We start from the raw sequence: 16,188 nt of genomic DNA on the forward strand, positions 1-16,188 counted from the left end.
TAAAATAATAGAATATTTCGAGTTTACAGATTAATTGAAATTCCTATCATGGAATTTGTATTTTTGCGTGAAACAACCCACTTCATGCAAATGACACATTACGTAAGTAGTGATATAATGGACCTGCCTATTCTCAAAGAGATCATTGAAGAAGGTAGAAAACTTCAACTATCAGAAGAAGCTGTTCTAAATATCAACAAATCCCACGATTATCTCCACAATAAAATAAAGACCGATGATAGCCCGATTTATGGGATTAATACAGGTTTTGGAGCCTTATGTAATGTTAAAATATCTTCAGAAAACCTCTCTAAACTGCAAGAAAATCTAGTGATGTCTCATGCGTGCGGCACAGGTGAATACGTTCCAAAACATGTGATCCGCCTCATGTTATTATTAAAAATACAGTCTTTGAGCTATGGACATAGTGGGGTTCAGCTTAAAACAGTAGAACGGTTAATAGACATGTTCAATAACGATATATTGCCGGTGATTTATACCCAGGGAAGTTTGGGTGCTTCGGGCGACCTGGCACCTTTGGCGCACCTGGCCCTGCCGTTAATTGGCAAAGGGGAGGTGTATGTGAAGGACAAGATTGTAGATGCGGCTCAGATTATGAAAAAATATAATTGGGAGCCGATCACCCTGGAAGCTAAGGAAGGTCTTGCACTGCTTAACGGAACTCAATTTATGAGCGCATACGGTGTTTATATATTACTTCGTGCCCATAAATTGTCCTATCTGGCTGATGTGATAAGTGCTGTTTCTTTAGATGCGTTCGACTGCAATATGAGTCCGTTCGATCCTCTTGTACACTTGGCACGACCCCATCGTGGACAGGTAAAGACAGCAGAGCGCATGGTATACCTGCTTGAAGAAAGTGAAATAGGCAAGAGTGAAAAGGAAAATGTGCAGGATCCCTATTCGTTTCGATGTATCCCCCAGGTTCATGGAGCCAGTAAAGACACTATTTTATTTGCACATAGAACTTTTAAAACAGAGATAAATTCGGTTACAGACAATCCAAATATCTTCGTTGCCGAAGATAAGATCATTTCAGGAGGGAATTTTCACGGACAGCCTTTAGCCCTTGCACTGGATTATCTCTCCATAGCGCTTGCCGAATTAGCCAATATATCTGAACGACGCACATTCCAATTGGTGTCCGGTTTAAGAGGATTGCCCGATTTCCTGGTAAACAACCCCGGCCTGAACAGTGGTTTTATGATCCCACAGTATACAGCTGCTAGTATTGTGAGCCAGAACAAACAACTTGCCACTCCTGCATCTGTGGATTCGATTGTGTCTTCAAACGGGCAGGAAGATCACGTAAGTATGGGGGCAAATGCAGCCACAAAATGTTACAAGGTGTTAGAGAACCTGGAAACGGTGCTTGCGATCGAACTACTTAATGCATCTCAGGCGCTCGAATTTAGAAGGCCTAAAAAATCTTCTCCATTTTTGGAGAGTTTTGTAAGTTCATTTAGGAATGCGGTTCCTTTTGTGGATGAAGACAGACTACTGGCCGATGACATTCATACGGCGATAGGATTTATACAAAATATGAATATCGAAAGTGATATTTTATTTAATTAGAATTTGTGTGGCTTTGTACCCAGGCAATTGCGGTATTTAATTCTTTGAAGGTCCTTAAAGGTTTATTGAGAAATATTTTCTCAAGAATAGCGGTTTCGCGCCGGATATGCTTATCAGATACAATGGCAAAGGCAACTAATCCTTTTAATTTTGACGTTTCCTTGTACACATAAGGATCTACCGAATATGAGTTCTTTCGGTGGGTGATATAACCAAATTGCCTGTTCTTGTAATAATTAGCAGCATACTCGCATAGTTGTCTATTAATTTCGAAATCCACAGTTATTCCCTCGTTCATAACCATAAGGATATAATCCCGATGTAATTCGGCCACACCAAAATCGAAAGTTTCGATATGTTTTTCATTGGAATTCATAAGGGAATAGTTCATTTTTATCTGGCACAATTTACACAGCTAACCGCATGAGGCATTAAAAGTATCCTACCTAAAGGTATTTCTTTTTTACAAGATATGCAGTATCCGAAATCTGGATCATCAATTTTTGAAAGCGCTACTTGCAGATTATTGAGTTTATTTTCAGCCTTACGTAAAGCGGCTTCATTGACCGATTTATTATTTATGGCATCCATTCGGGAAACACGCCCAATCGCATTTTCCGGAGCGATGGGCTTGGTGAGATCGCGGTACTTTTCCACAAGAATATTGGTGGCTTCTATTTCATCGATTATTCTTTGTTTTACCTGTTTTTTATCTTTCATTTCTGAAATTATTTCTCTGCATTCAGGCCAATAAAAAAGCACCTGCTTGATGGGAACAGGTGCTAAATTTTATTCAGAAAAAAATCTAAGACTCTGTTGTCTTCTTTTGTTTCTTGATCTTGATCCTGAGTTCGTTTTTCTTTTCATCCAGATCCATGGCAATTGAATCGCCTTCACGCAGATTCGAATTTATGATCTCTTCGGCCAGGGCGTCTTCTATGTATTTCTGAATAGCTCTTTTAAGTGGCCTTGCACCATAATCCTTGTCGAAGCCTTTATCGGCAATATAATCCTTAGCTTTATCTGTAAGGGTAAGGGTATAGCCGATGTCGGAAATTCGTTCATACAGCTTTTCCAATTCAATATCGATAATTGCGTGTATATGTTCTCTTTCCAGTGGATTGAACACCATCACATCATCCACTCGATTGAGGAATTCGGGCGCGAATGTCTTTTTAAGCGCATTCTCAATAACACTTTTCGCGTGCGAATCTGCCTGACTTTCCTTAGCTGCAGTTCCAAAACCTACACCTTGTCCGAAGTCCTTCAGTTTTCTCGCTCCAATATTGGAGGTCATGATTATTATGGTATTTCTGAAATCGATCTTCCTGCCAAGGCTATCTGTTAAATATCCGTCGTCCAGCACTTGGAGTAACATATTGAAAACGTCCGGGTGTGCTTTCTCAATTTCATCCAGCAAAACAACCGCATAAGGTTTTCTGCGTATCTTCTCGGTAAGTTGTCCACCTTCTTCGTAGCCCACATATCCCGGAGGCGCTCCGATCAATCTGGACACTGCGAATTTTTCCATATACTCGCTCATATCTACACGAACAAGAGCATTCTCGCTATCGAAAAGTTCTCTTGCCAGTACTTTTGCAAGTTGGGTTTTTCCAACACCTGTTTGCCCCAGAAATATGAAGGAACCAATAGGCTTATTAGGGTCTTTGAGTCCAGCACGGTTTCGTTGTATCGCTTTCACAACCTTCGAAACAGCTTCATCCTGCCCAATTACTTTACCTTTGATACGATCGGGTAACTCGGCCAGTTTGTTACTTTCCGTCTGGGCGATACGATTTACCGGAACACCGGTCATCATCGATACTACTTCAGCTACATTTTCCTCATCTACGGTTTCCTTGTGTAATTTGGATTCACTTTCCCAGGCTTCCTGTTGAGTAGCGAGTTCTTTCTCGAGATTCTTTTCGTCGTCGCGCAATTTTGCAGCTTCCTCGTATTTCTGTTTTTTCACCACAGAATTCTTAAGTTCACGTACTTCCTCCAGTTTTTGTTCTATCTCCAGGATCTTCTCAGGAACATGGATATTGGTAATATGAACACGTGAACCGGCTTCATCAAGTGCGTCTATAGCCTTGTCTGGTAAAAATCTCTCGGTCATATACCTGTTGGTGAGTTTCACACAGGCTTCCAGGGCCGCGTCTGTATAACTTACGTTATGATGCGACTCATATTTGTCTTTGATATTCTGAAGTATTTCGATAGTTTCCTCAACCGATGTAGGCTCTACCAGCACCTTTTGGAATCTTCGTTCCAGGGCACCGTCTTTTTCAATATACTGCCTGTATTCGTCCAGGGTAGTTGCGCCTATACATTGAATCTCTCCCCGCGCAAGAGCAGGTTTAAACATATTGGAAGCATCCAGAGAGCCTGTAGCACCTCCTGCACCCACTATGGTATGTATCTCATCAATGAATAGAATAATATCGTCATTCTTCTCTAATTCGTTCATCACGGCCTTCATTCGTTCCTCAAACTGCCCGCGATATTTAGTCCCTGCAACCAGGCTCGCCAGGTCGAGGGTAACCACGCGTTTGTCGTATAATATACGAGACACTTTACGTTGAATGATTCGTAGGGCGAGGCCTTCGGCAATAGCCGATTTACCCACTCCGGGTTCTCCAATGAGTAGTGGATTGTTCTTCTTTCTACGGCTCAGTATTTGTGAAACACGTTGAATTTCGGCTTCCCGGCCCACAACCGGATCCAGCTTGCCTTCTTCGGCAAGATTGGTAAGGTCTCTTCCGAAGTTATCTAAAACAGGAGTTTTAGATTTCTTGTTCCCTTTGCCACTGGTTCCGGAAAACAGATTCTCTTTGGAAGTATCTTCTTCACCTGCGGCATCATCCTCGTTTGGAAATGACTCGGACGATGGGCTTTCTATATAATCTTCATCGTTTGTGATCATAAGTTTAAATTGATCTTTTACACCATCATAATCTACTTTCAGTTTATTCAGCAATTTGGTAGTGGGATCGTTCTCATTCCGAAGGATACATAATAACAAATGTGCTGTATTGATCGATGAACTCTGAAACAATTTAGCTTCAAGGAAGGTTGTTTTCAAAGCGCGTTCTGCTTGTCTAGTAAGATGCAGGTTCTTTTTATCGTTTGTACTGGATCCCGCACTTGGGTTTGCAGGGCTTAATATCTCAACTTTACGTCTTAGGTGGTTAAGATCCACATCCAGGGCATTGAGGATTGTTACTGCTTTACCATTCCCATCGCGAAGTAATCCAAGCATGAGGTGCTCGGTACCAATAAAATCGTGGCCCAATCTTAGGGCCTCTTCCTTGCTGTACGCAATTACATCTTTTACTCTTGGGGAAAAATTATCATCCATAAATTTAAATCCAATTCCTTCTAAAAACTCTAAAATTACCTAAAAAAAGGCAAAAACCATACCCACTTTAGATGAACTCCAGTAAAAGGACAAAAAAACATCGGAAATTCAAAGTATAAAGTTCGATACTTATTAACGATTTACTACTAAATATTTGTTAATAAAATCATGAATTAATACGTCGGGAAGCCCTATTAAAACTTACAAAAAGGTGTATCTTGCCTTTTAGATTTAACAGTAAAATTTAAACTAATATTTCTATGGCTGAAGGCGAAAAACTGATCCCGATAAATATTGAAGATGAAATGAAATCTGCGTACATAGATTACTCTATGTCCGTCATAGTGTCACGAGCACTGCCAGATGTGCGGGATGGAATGAAACCTGTTCACAGGCGCGTTCTTTACGGAATGCACGAGTTAGGAGTTAGGTCGAATAGTGCCCATAAAAAATCTGCGAGAATAGTAGGGGAGGTTCTTGGTAAGTACCACCCACATGGAGATACCTCTGTTTACGACGCTATGGTACGTATGGCTCAGGAATGGAGCCTTCGTTATATGCTGGTGGATGGACAAGGTAATTTTGGATCCATCGATGGTGATAGTCCGGCTGCGATGCGTTATACGGAAGCTCGTATGCGCAAGATCTCGGAGGATATGCTGTCTGATATTGATAAAGAGACGGTAGACCATCAATTAAACTTCGATGATACCTTACAGGAGCCTACCGTGCTTCCTACGAGAGTCCCGGGCCTATTGATCAATGGTGCATCCGGGATAGCTGTTGGGATGGCAACTAATATGCCGCCTCATAACATCAGTGAAGTTATAGATGGTACCATTGCCTATATAGAAAATCACGAGATCGAGATCGATGAACTAATGCAGCACGTAAAGGCGCCGGATTTCCCTACAGGAGGCGTTATTTATGGTTATGAAGGCGTAAAGGAGGCCTTTCATACAGGGAGAGGCCGAATTGTTATGCGTGGCAAGGCCAATTTTGAAGAGATCAACGGTCGTGAATGTATAGTTGTTACTGAAATCCCATACCAGGTGAATAAGGCTAATATGATCAAGAAAACAGCCGATCTGGTGAACGATAAGAAAATTGATGGTATCTCTAATATCAGGGATGAATCAGACCGAAATGGAATGCGGATCGTTTATATCCTGAAGCGCGACGCCATTCCGAACATTGTTCTGAATATGTTATATAAATACACAGAGCTGCAATCCAGCTTTAGTGTGAATAATATTGCCCTTGTAAAAGGACGCCCAAGATTACTGAACCTCAAGGAAATGATCCACTATTTTGTGGAGCATCGCCATGAAGTTGTGACCCGCCGTACCGAATATTTACTTCGGAAAGCAGAAGAGCGTGCGCATATTCTGGAAGGACTTATTATAGCTTCCGATAATATTGACGAAGTGATTGCCCTTATACGTGCTTCCTCCAACGCAGAAGAGGCTCGTGAAAAACTGATGGAAACGTTCGAGCTGTCTGAGATCCAGGCAAAGGCGATCGTTGAAATGCGATTGAGACAACTTACCGGTCTTGAACAGGATAAACTGCGAAGTGAATACGAAGAATTGATGGCGACCATCGAAGATTATAAAGATATTCTTGATAAGAAAGAGCGCAGAATGCAGATCATCAAGGAGGAACTCGAAGAGATCAAGTCCAAATACGGAGATGAGAGACGATCTGTGATCGAATATGCCGGAGGCGATGTGAGTATAACCGATCTTATTGCCGACGAAAAAGTGGTAATCACCATTTCGCATGCAGGATATATCAAGCGTACTTCTCTTACAGAATACAAAAAACAAAATCGTGGTGGAGTAGGCCAGAAGGCATCGGCAACGCGAAACGAGGATTTCCTCGAGCATTTGTTCGTGGGAACCAATCATCAATATATGCTGTTCTTCACTCAAAAAGGGAAATGTTTCTGGATGAGAGTGTTCGAAATTCCGGAAGGAAGTAGAACCTCCAAAGGCCGTGCGATACAGAACCTTATCAATATTGAACAGGACGACAAGGTGAAAGCTTTCATTTGTACTCAGGATCTCAAGGATGAAGACTATATCAACAATCATTATGTGATCATGGCAACTAAAAAAGGCCAGGTTAAAAAAACTCCTCTTGAACAGTATTCGCGTCCGCGTACCAATGGTATTAACGCTATTACCATTAAAGAAGATGACGAACTTCTTGAAGCTAAGCTTACCAATGGTGAAAGCCAGGTGATGCTCGCAGTAAAAAGTGGAAAAGCCATTCGTTTTGAAGAAGAGAAGACTCGGCCTATGGGACGAAATGCATCCGGTGTTCGGGGAATTACACTGGGACATAAGGATGATGAAGTAATTGGAATGATCGCTATTGAAGATGCTGAAACCGAAATATTGGTTGTGTCTGAAAATGGATACGGCAAACGATCGAGCATTGAAGATTATCGTATCACAAACCGAGGAGGGAAAGGTGTTAAGACCATAAATGTTACGGAAAAAACCGGTAACTTAGTAGCCATCAAGAATGTAACCGATTCGGATGACCTGATGATCATCAATAAGTCCGGGATCGCAATAAGAATGGCTGTTGAAGACCTTAGAGTCATGGGACGAGCTACCCAGGGTGTTCGATTAATTAAGGTGAGAGAGGATGATGCAATAGCCGCTGTGGCCAAGGTCATGCACGATGAAGATGATGTTGATGAAAACGGCGATGTGATTGAAGGTGATATGCCTGAACCGGAAAATGGCACCACTCTTGATAATAGTGATGCGGATACTGATAATAACGAATAAAAATTAAAACCATTACAATGAGAAAACAATTTTTGCTGGCGGGGCTGTTATGTATGACAGTCGTTGCTTTCGGACAGAAAAAAGAAATTAAAAAAGCCGAGAAAGCATTGGGAGCCGGAAATGTGGCAGAAGCCATTGACTATATTAATCAGGCCGAATCGCTATTAGGAGCAGCCGATAACGAAATGAAGGCCCAATTTTATGTATTAAAAGGAAAAGCGTATTTGGCGGAAGCCGGAACGACCGATTTCAATAAATTAAAAACAGCAGCGGATGCCTTTAAAATGGCTACCGAACTCTCTCCTTCAGGAAAAGTAGCAGAGGAAGCGGCGATTGGAAAGCAAAACCTGAGAGTAGCCCTGGTGAATAGTGCTGTGGCAGATCAGAATGCGCAAAATTATGCACGGGCGGCCGAGAAATTATACACCAGCTATACCATTCAGAAAGATACTTCCGATCTGTACTATGCAGCAGGTAATGCTGTTAATGCGAAGAATTTGGATAAGGCACTGGAGTATTATACCACCTTACTTGATATGGGCTATACAGGTATAAGAGAGGAATTTGTCGCAACCGATATTGAAACCGGGGAAGATGTGGTTTTTGCTTCGGAAAGTGACCGTAACACCAACATGCTTTCTGGAAAATATACCAATCCAACCGAAAGGATGTCAGAGTCTGTTCGTGGAGATGTACTTCAGAAAGTAACTCTTATATATATTAGCCGAAACGACAACGAAAAGGCTTTAGCTCTTATGAAAGATGCTCGTGAGGCCAATCCGGATGATCCAAGTTTATTACGAGCCGAGGCTGATATGGCCTACAAAATGGGCGACCTGGAAAAATACAGCCGGTTAATGGAAGAGATCATTGCCGATGATCCTAATAACCCGGAACTGTATTACAACCTTGGAGTAGGAAGTGCAAATAAAGGAGAAGCCGAAAAGGCCATACAGTATTATAAAAAGGCTCTTGAAATTGATCCTACTTTCACCAATGCCAAGATCAATATTGCAGCTACAATTCTTGCAAAGGAGGGACCCATCATTGAAGAGATGAACAATCTGGGTACATCGCAAAAAGATTACGACCGTTACGACGAATTAAAAGAAGTAAAGAATGGCCTTTATCGTGATGCCATGCCATACCTGGAAGCGGCAGCTAGCGATCGTCCGGACAACATCGAATTATTGAGAACTCTAATGAATATCTACGGACAAGTAGGCGAGGATGATAAATTCAAGGTTGCGAAAGCCAAACTGGCAGAATTGGAAAGCAAACAATAATTAATTCTAAATAAGATATAAAGATCCTCCTGCGCATAAGCAATGGAGGATTTTTTTATACGATACGTTTTATAACACGCAGTTTATGGGTGTGTGTTCTTTGTTCACGATTGAAGATGCCGGTATGGTCCAGGCGATCAATCCGAACTTTTCCATGAGCATGTATGATATGATGATCGGCCATGATGATCCCCACATGAATGATATCGCCATCGGTATTGTCGAAAAATACCAGATCTCCCGGCTCGCTTTCTTCAATAAAACTCAACGCCTCACCCTGAGAAGCCTGATCACTGGCGTCCCTGAGTAAACTATAACCACATAGTTTATAAACGAGTTGGGTGAATCCGCTGCAATCGATCCCAAAAGGAGATTTACCGCCCCATAGATAGGGGGTGTTAAGAAATAATAAGGCCGTTTCGACAATTGCGGATTTAGGTAATGGGCTCTCTACCCGGTTACCTTCAAAGGTATGCCCAAGATATTTAGTCGCGGCTACATTACTACCGATAGTGATAAGATTTAGTTCCTCCCTTTCGTTAGTTAAGAAATTAACCAGATCCGCCAATAACTGTTTGGGCAGATCATTCAATTTATTAAAATCCTCCTTGGAAATAGCGGTAAATTGCTTGTTATCTATCCACCCCTCGTACTTATCTAAGTGAAGTTTAACACGGCTCCATTTTTTTCTATGATCCAGGATCTTAAAAGTTTCACCGTAAAGAAGTTGGCTAACCATTTCGCTTCGGTCTGATGCCTCGGCGCGTAAAGGGACGATACTTAAATTGCAAATGCCGTGTTTCATCAATGCGGGCAGTAGTTAAACTCGTTCAATTACTACTGCTGACGCACCACCACCACCATTACATATAGCAGCAGCTCCGTAGCGTGCATTGTTCTGGTCCAGAATGTTCATTAGTGTAATAAGGATTCGTACACCGCTACAACCAAGAGGATGCCCTAACGAAACAGCACCTCCATTTACATTTACATTCTCATCATTTAATCCAAGAATTTTCATATTGGCAAGACCCACAACGGCAAAAGCTTCATTAAATTCGAAATAATCTATTTCACTGATATCCAGACCTGCCTTAGCCAATGCTTTGGGTAGTGCTTTGGCTGGTGCTGTAGTGAACCATTTAGGTTCCTGGGCAGCGTCTGCGTAACTTTTTATAATTGCCAAAGGTGTTAACCCCATCGCCGAAGCTTTTTCTTCACTCATTAGGATTACAGCTCCCGCACCATCATTAATGGTAGAGGCATTGGCAGCTGTAACAGTTCCATCTTTAGAAAATGCAGGGCGTAGAGTGGGAATTTTATCCATACGCACATTCTTAAATTCTTCGTCTTCAGAAATAATTATCGGCTCCCCACGTCTTTGTGGAACTTCTACAGAAACAACCTCGTTTGCAAACTTTCCTTCGGCCCACGCTTTGGCAGATCGTTCATAAGATTGAATGGCAAAAGCGTCTTGCTCTTCCCTTGAGAATTGATGTTCGGTAGCACACAGATCGGCGCAAACTCCCATGGCTTGTTCATCGTAAGCATCAACCAACCCATCCTTTTGCATTCCGTCTATCATGGTCTTCGGACCAAATTTATGTCCATTTCTTAAATGCAGGTAATGTGGGATATTACTCATACTCTCCATTCCTCCCGCCACGATAATATCTGCATCGCCTAAAGTAATAGCTTGTGCAGCAAGCATTACCGCCTTCATGCCAGATGCACATACCTTATTCACTGTAGTACATGGTACCGAATCCGGAATTCCAGCGCCTAAAGCAGCTTGTCTTGCTGGAGCCTGCCCAACACCTGCCTGAACAACATTTCCCATATATACTTCGTCTACAAGGGCCGGATCCAGGTTGATCTTAGACATAGCACCTTTTATGGCAGTCGATCCTAGTGCGGATGCAGAAAGCGAAGATAAGCTTCCCATAAAACTACCAATTGGTGTTCTTGCTGCCGATACAATTACTACTTTTTTACTCATTAGCTTGCGAATTTTCAAGATTGATAAGAGGAACGCAAATTTACATATTATAATATGAAATATCAATCTCCAAGACCAATGCTTGTAAGAATAATGGTTCATTATTATTACTTTTTCCTGTACATTTGAGGTTATGAACAAACGTTTATCGCAGTTCTCCAGAAATCAAGCCCTTGTCTACAAGATCTTCTTGTTTATAGCTTCTACTTTACTGGTGATATACTTACTTCCGAAAGGCGGGCAGTTCAAATATGATTTTCAGAAAGGGAAACCCTGGCAGTACGAAAATTTATATGCTCCATTTAGCTTCACCATAAAGAAAAGTGAGGAAGCCCTCGCAAATGAACAGGCCGAGATACGAAAGAACGCGATCCCTTATTTTGATTTTAACGCGGGTAGTGTGGAGCAATCCAAAGACAAATTTCAGCAATTACTCGACGAGTCCTATGTAGATTCGCTCTATAGCACAAGAAAGCAAACGCTGCTTAATTTGGGTAACAACATCATTGATAAGATGCATTTACACGGGGTAACCGCCGAGATTCATGCTTATTCGCAGGAGCAACTTGTTTATTTGAAAAAAGGCAACGAGGTAGAGGAGATCCCATATCGCCAGATCGTAAAACAGGATGACCTGGATGAAAAAGTGCTGGAATTGATTAAAGCAGGCACCAATTCGGAGAATGTATGGAATTATATGGAGATCCTTCTAAAACGATCCATGGTACCAAGTGTGACCTTCAACCAGCAACTTACCGAATCTGCAATTGAAGCGGAAATTGAAAGTCTTAACCCTAACCGAGGAATCATAGAAAAAGGAGGCCGGATCATTGCCAAAGGGGAAGTTGTTGAGGGAGATACCTTTCAGATTCTCAATTCTTTAAAAGATGAGTATAAATCGCAGGTATGGAGTAAATCTAATCTCATATGGCTGCTGGTAGGCTACGCAATGCTGGTATCCCTCGTCTTTTTAATGTTGTTTTTATTTCTGAAAAAATACAGAGAAGATATCTATTCCAATAATACCAAGGTCACGTTTATATTTTTCAATATCGTGTTAATGGTATTTCTCACCACTTTTATCGTTAAACTCGATGCTGCTTATGTTTATGTGGTTCCTTTATGCGTTCTGCCACTTATTCTGAAAGCCTTTTTCGATCCACGGCTGGGCCTCTTTGTGCATGTTCTTACTTTGTTATTACTAGGATTTATAGTACCCAATAGCTTTGAGTACCTGTTTTTGCAAATTATTGCGGGAATTGTAACCATACTTACCGTATCCGAACTATACCGAAGAGCCAATCTTTTTATCTCTGTGGCACAAATAACCTTCATTTACATAATAGGGTACTTCGCTTTTTTTATCATTCAGGAAGGAAATATACAGACCTTACAATGGGAGACATTTGGTTATTTCATCTTGTGTGGTTTGGCTACGCTGTTTGCGCACCCATTAATATACTTCTATGAAAAGTTATTCGGACTGGTATCTGATGTATCTTTACTTGAATTAAGCGACACTAATAGTAAGTTACTCAAGGAGTTATCAAATAAGGCACCAGGTACTTTTCACCACTCATTGAATGTTGCAAATCTTTCCGAAGCCGCTGCAAATGAGATAGGTGCCAATGCCATGCTGGTAAGGGTAGGAGCCTTGTATCACGATATTGGAAAGATGCAGAATCCAACATACTTTACAGAAAATCAGCTCAACGCTGTAAATACTCATAATGAGTTAGCCCCAAAAGAAAGTGCAAAGATCATTATAGAGCATGTGATCAAGGGAATTGAAATTGCCAGGAAGAATAATTTGCCGGATCGTATTATCGATTTTATTCGTACCCATCATGGAACTAATCTCGTGTATTACTTTTATAAGAAAGAGAAAGAATTGAATGGTGACGCCAAAATTGAGGATTTCATGTATCCCGGACCTATACCATTTTCCAGAGAAACCGCTATACTTATGATGGCAGACAGTGTAGAGGCGGCGAGCAAAAGCCTTAAAAACCCTACATCTTCCAAGATCGATGCCTTTGTGGAAAAGATAGTCAATGCTCAAATGGATAATGGGCAGTTCCTGAATGCGCACATTACTTTCAAGGAAATTCAGACAATAAAAAAGGTTCTGAAAAAGAAGCTAAATAATATCTATCATCTTCGGGTGGAGTACCCGGAATAATTAAATTCACATTATGATAAAGATCGCATATCAACCGGCCGGACAATTTGAAAGTACGAGGTTTGAGAAAATTCATAATGTAGAATTTCCACATTACAGCGAAGCCTCTATCGCTGTTGCAAACGAAATTGCAAATCTCATTAAGGAAAAGGATAAGAAGGGAGAGTATTGCGTCCTCGGACTCGCAACTGGCTCATCTCCAATAAAAGTATATGAAGAACTGGTGAGATTACACAAGGAGGAAGGTCTTAGCTTTAAACATGTAGTCACTTTCAATTTGGATGAATATTATCCTATGGATAAGAAAAACCTGCAAAGTTATAATCACTTTATGCAGGAACATTTATTCGCTCATATAGACATTAAAGACGAGAACATACATATTCCTAATGGAGAACTGGCCTACGAAGATATTCATGACTTTTGTCTTAATTACGAAGAGAAGATAGCATCTTTCGGTGGATTAGACTTGCAATTACTGGGGATAGGGCGTACGGGGCATATTGGTTTCAATGAACCCGGTTCTCATTTTAATTCCGGTACACGAATTATAACCCTGGACCATATCACCAGGGTAGATGCATCAGATTCTTTTCTCGGTATTGACAATGTCCCCCGTAGGGCGATCACCATGGGTATAGCGACCGTACGGAAGGCCAAACGAATTATTTTACTGGCCTGGGGACAGCATAAAGCCGAGATCGTAAAAGAGACTATTGAAGGAGAAATTTCTTCTGAAGTACCAGCCACTTATTTGCAAAGTCATGAGAATACTACCTTCATACTCGACTATGAGGCAGGCTCACAACTTACTCGTAATAAAACCCCTTGGTTAGTTGGCCCGTGTAATTGGACATCGGAATTGAAACGCAAAGCGATCGTATGGTTATGCGAATCAACCAATAGATCTATCCTTCGACTTACAGACAAAGATTACAACAATCACGGGATGTCCGGATTATTAGCGGAGGAAGGATCGGCCTACGATCTTAATATCCAAATGTTCAATACGTTGCAACATACTATTACAGGATGGCCTGGAGGTAAACCCGATGCAGACGATAGCAAACGGCCTGAACGTGCTAAACCGGCTTCCAAAAGGGTATTGGTTTTTAGCCCACACCCGGATGACGATGTAATTTCAATGGGGGGAACGCTAGACCGATTAATAGAGCAAGGTCATGACGTACATGTGGTATATCAAACTTCAGGCAACATAGCAGTTTCAGACCAGGAAGCCCTAAAATTTATTGAGATCGCCAATTTTCTGGAACCGGACTCAGGTTTAAAGATGGAACTTCTTAAAGAACTCAAAAATAAAAAAGATCATACCATCGATAGTATTGCACTACGGCAACTAAAAGGAAATATTAGAAGAAGTGAATCCTACGCTGCTCTGCGATATTTGGGATTACCCGACAACAAAGTGCATTTTCTGGACTTACCTTTCTACGAAACGGGAAAGGTGAAAAAAAGCGGTTTAACCGATGTGGATATCGAATTAATGATTGGGATAATTACTAAGATAAAACCACATCAGATATATGCTGCAGGAGATCTTGCCGATCCACACGGTACTCATAAAGTGTGTTTGGATGCATTATTTGAGGCCTTGAACAGGCTTTCATCCGAATCTTTTATGCAACAGTGCTGGGTTTGGCTCTATAAAGGAGCGTGGCACGAATGGGAATTGCACGAGATCGAGATGGCCGTACCTATGAGTCCGGACCAGGTGATCAAAAAAAGACACGCTATTTTCTTTCATCAGTCGCAAAAAGACAGAGTAATGTACCAGGGTGATGACGAAAGAGAATTCTGGATGCGAGCTGAAGAACGAAATAAGAACACAGCGGCACTTTACAGGTTGGTTGGAATGGCCGATTATGCCGCTATGGAAGCTTTTGTTCGGTATCGGTTTTAATAGGGGGTAGGAGTCTTATCGGCTGAACTTCTTAGCTATTCCCTTTATTTCACGGTAAACATCATTAAACACAACTGGATTACTCACTTCGTACGTGATCCTGACAAACTTCTACTTCATAAAACTATACAGGATAACTCGTTCCACTCGTGATCCTGATCACATTACACATCCAATAATATAGGATTACTCGTTCCTATCGTGCTCCTGATCACATTACACATCCAATAATATAGGATTACTCGTTCCACTCGTAATCCTGACATCAATCTTCTTCTGAAGGAACAGGATTACTCACTTCGTTCGTGATCCTGACAGCAATCCTCTTCTGAAGGCACAGGATTACTTACTTCGTTCGTGATCCTGACAGCGCTCCTCTTCTGAAGGAACAGGATTACTCACTTCGTTCGTGATCCTGACAAACTTCTACTTCATAAAACTATACAGGATTACTCGTTCCACTCGTGCTCCTGATCACATTACACATCCAATAATATAGGATTACTCGTTCCACTCGTAATCCTGACATCAATCTTCTTCTGAAGGAACAGGATTACTCACTTCGTTCGTGATCCTGACATCAATCTTCTTCCGAAGGAACAGGATTACTCACTTCGTTCGTGATCCTGACAAACTTCTACTTCATAAAACTATACAGGATAACTCGTTCCACTCGTGCTCCTGATCACATTACACATCCAATAATATAGGATTACTCGTTCCACTCGTAATCCTGACATCAATCTTCTTCTGAAGGAACAGGATTACTCACTTCGTTCGTGATCCTGACATCAATCTTCTTCCGAAGGAACAGGATTACTCACTTCGTTCGTGATCCTGACAGCAATCCTCTTCTGAAGGCACAGGATTACTTACTTCGTTCGTGATCCTGACAGCGCTCCTCTTCTGAAGGAACAGGATTACTCACTTCGTTCGTGATCCTGACAGCGCTCCGCGCTGAAAACCAACAAAAGAACCTCTCCGCTTTATTCCAAAAAGAAAGCGAGCTTCCTTTTTGGAAACTCGCTCGATGTTCACC

Annotated in this window: 10 protein-coding genes; 5 read left to right on the plus strand and 5 right to left on the minus strand. The window is 41.5% G+C overall.

The genetic code is table 11. The features are described 5' to 3' along the window. Nucleotides 1-84: 84 nt before the first annotated feature. A complete protein-coding gene (gene hutH, locus C5O00_RS12265) occupies nucleotides 85-1,596 on the plus strand; it encodes a histidine ammonia-lyase (RefSeq protein WP_105217672.1) in 1,512 nt (503 codons plus the stop codon). On the opposite strand, the gene C5O00_RS12270 is transcribed toward hutH, so the two are convergent. From C5O00_RS12270 to C5O00_RS12280, 3 genes are all read right to left on the minus strand, one after another. Next, nucleotides 1,589-1,987: a SpoIIAA family protein gene (locus C5O00_RS12270; protein ID WP_244592989.1), complete on the minus strand. Its 399-nt coding sequence runs from the start codon at nucleotides 1,985-1,987 to the stop codon at nucleotides 1,589-1,591. The two genes, hutH and C5O00_RS12270, sit on opposite strands and share 8 nt — an antisense overlap. 2 nt (nucleotides 1,988-1,989) lie before the next feature. Continuing rightward, a complete protein-coding gene (locus C5O00_RS12275) occupies nucleotides 1,990-2,316 on the minus strand; it encodes a TraR/DksA family transcriptional regulator (protein ID WP_105217127.1) in 327 nt (108 codons plus the stop codon). An 85-nt stretch (nucleotides 2,317-2,401) separates the two neighbouring features. Further along, the gene (locus C5O00_RS12280; protein WP_105217128.1) at nucleotides 2,402-4,957 is read right to left on the minus strand and encodes an ATP-dependent Clp protease ATP-binding subunit; all 2,556 of its coding nucleotides are present in this window, start codon (nucleotides 4,955-4,957) and stop codon (nucleotides 2,402-2,404) included. Between the two features lie 260 nt (nucleotides 4,958-5,217). Between C5O00_RS12280 and gyrA the strand changes: the two genes are divergently transcribed. Together gyrA and C5O00_RS12290 are read left to right on the plus strand one after the other, a co-directional pair. Further along, nucleotides 5,218-7,761 (plus strand): DNA gyrase subunit A, encoded by a 2,544-nt coding sequence (gene gyrA / locus C5O00_RS12285; RefSeq protein WP_105217129.1) that lies wholly within the window; start codon nucleotides 5,218-5,220, stop codon nucleotides 7,759-7,761. A 17-nt stretch (nucleotides 7,762-7,778) separates the two neighbouring features. Beyond that, complete coding sequence (locus C5O00_RS12290; RefSeq protein WP_105217130.1) at nucleotides 7,779-9,047, plus strand: tetratricopeptide repeat protein; 1,269 nt, start codon at nucleotides 7,779-7,781, stop codon at nucleotides 9,045-9,047. A gap of 55 nt (nucleotides 9,048-9,102) precedes the next feature. Here C5O00_RS12290 and C5O00_RS12295 read toward each other — a convergent pair whose 3' ends face one another. Then, nucleotides 9,103-9,852 (minus strand): C40 family peptidase, encoded by a 750-nt coding sequence (locus tag C5O00_RS12295; protein WP_105217131.1) that lies wholly within the window; start codon nucleotides 9,850-9,852, stop codon nucleotides 9,103-9,105. Nucleotides 9,853-9,867: 15 nt separating this feature from the next. Next, the gene (locus C5O00_RS12300; protein ID WP_105217132.1) at nucleotides 9,868-11,046 is read right to left on the minus strand and encodes an acetyl-CoA C-acyltransferase; all 1,179 of its coding nucleotides are present in this window, start codon (nucleotides 11,044-11,046) and stop codon (nucleotides 9,868-9,870) included. 133 nt (nucleotides 11,047-11,179) lie between these two features. On the opposite strand from C5O00_RS12300, the gene C5O00_RS12305 reads away from it, so the two are divergent. Both C5O00_RS12305 and nagB read left to right on the plus strand, forming a co-directional pair. After that, nucleotides 11,180-13,228, plus strand: a complete 2,049-nt coding sequence (locus C5O00_RS12305) for an HD family phosphohydrolase (protein ID WP_105217133.1) — start codon at nucleotides 11,180-11,182, stop codon at nucleotides 13,226-13,228. A gap of 13 nt (nucleotides 13,229-13,241) precedes the next feature. Beyond that, nucleotides 13,242-15,149 carry a glucosamine-6-phosphate deaminase gene (gene nagB, locus C5O00_RS12310; protein WP_105217134.1) on the plus strand — a complete coding sequence of 636 codons (1,908 nt, stop codon included), beginning with the start codon at nucleotides 13,242-13,244 and terminating at the stop codon, nucleotides 15,147-15,149. Nucleotides 15,150-16,188 lie beyond the last annotated feature (1,039 nt).

This window comes from Pukyongia salina (assembly GCF_002966125.1).
GTDB classification, from domain to species: domain Bacteria; phylum Bacteroidota; class Bacteroidia; order Flavobacteriales; family Flavobacteriaceae; genus Pukyongia; species Pukyongia salina.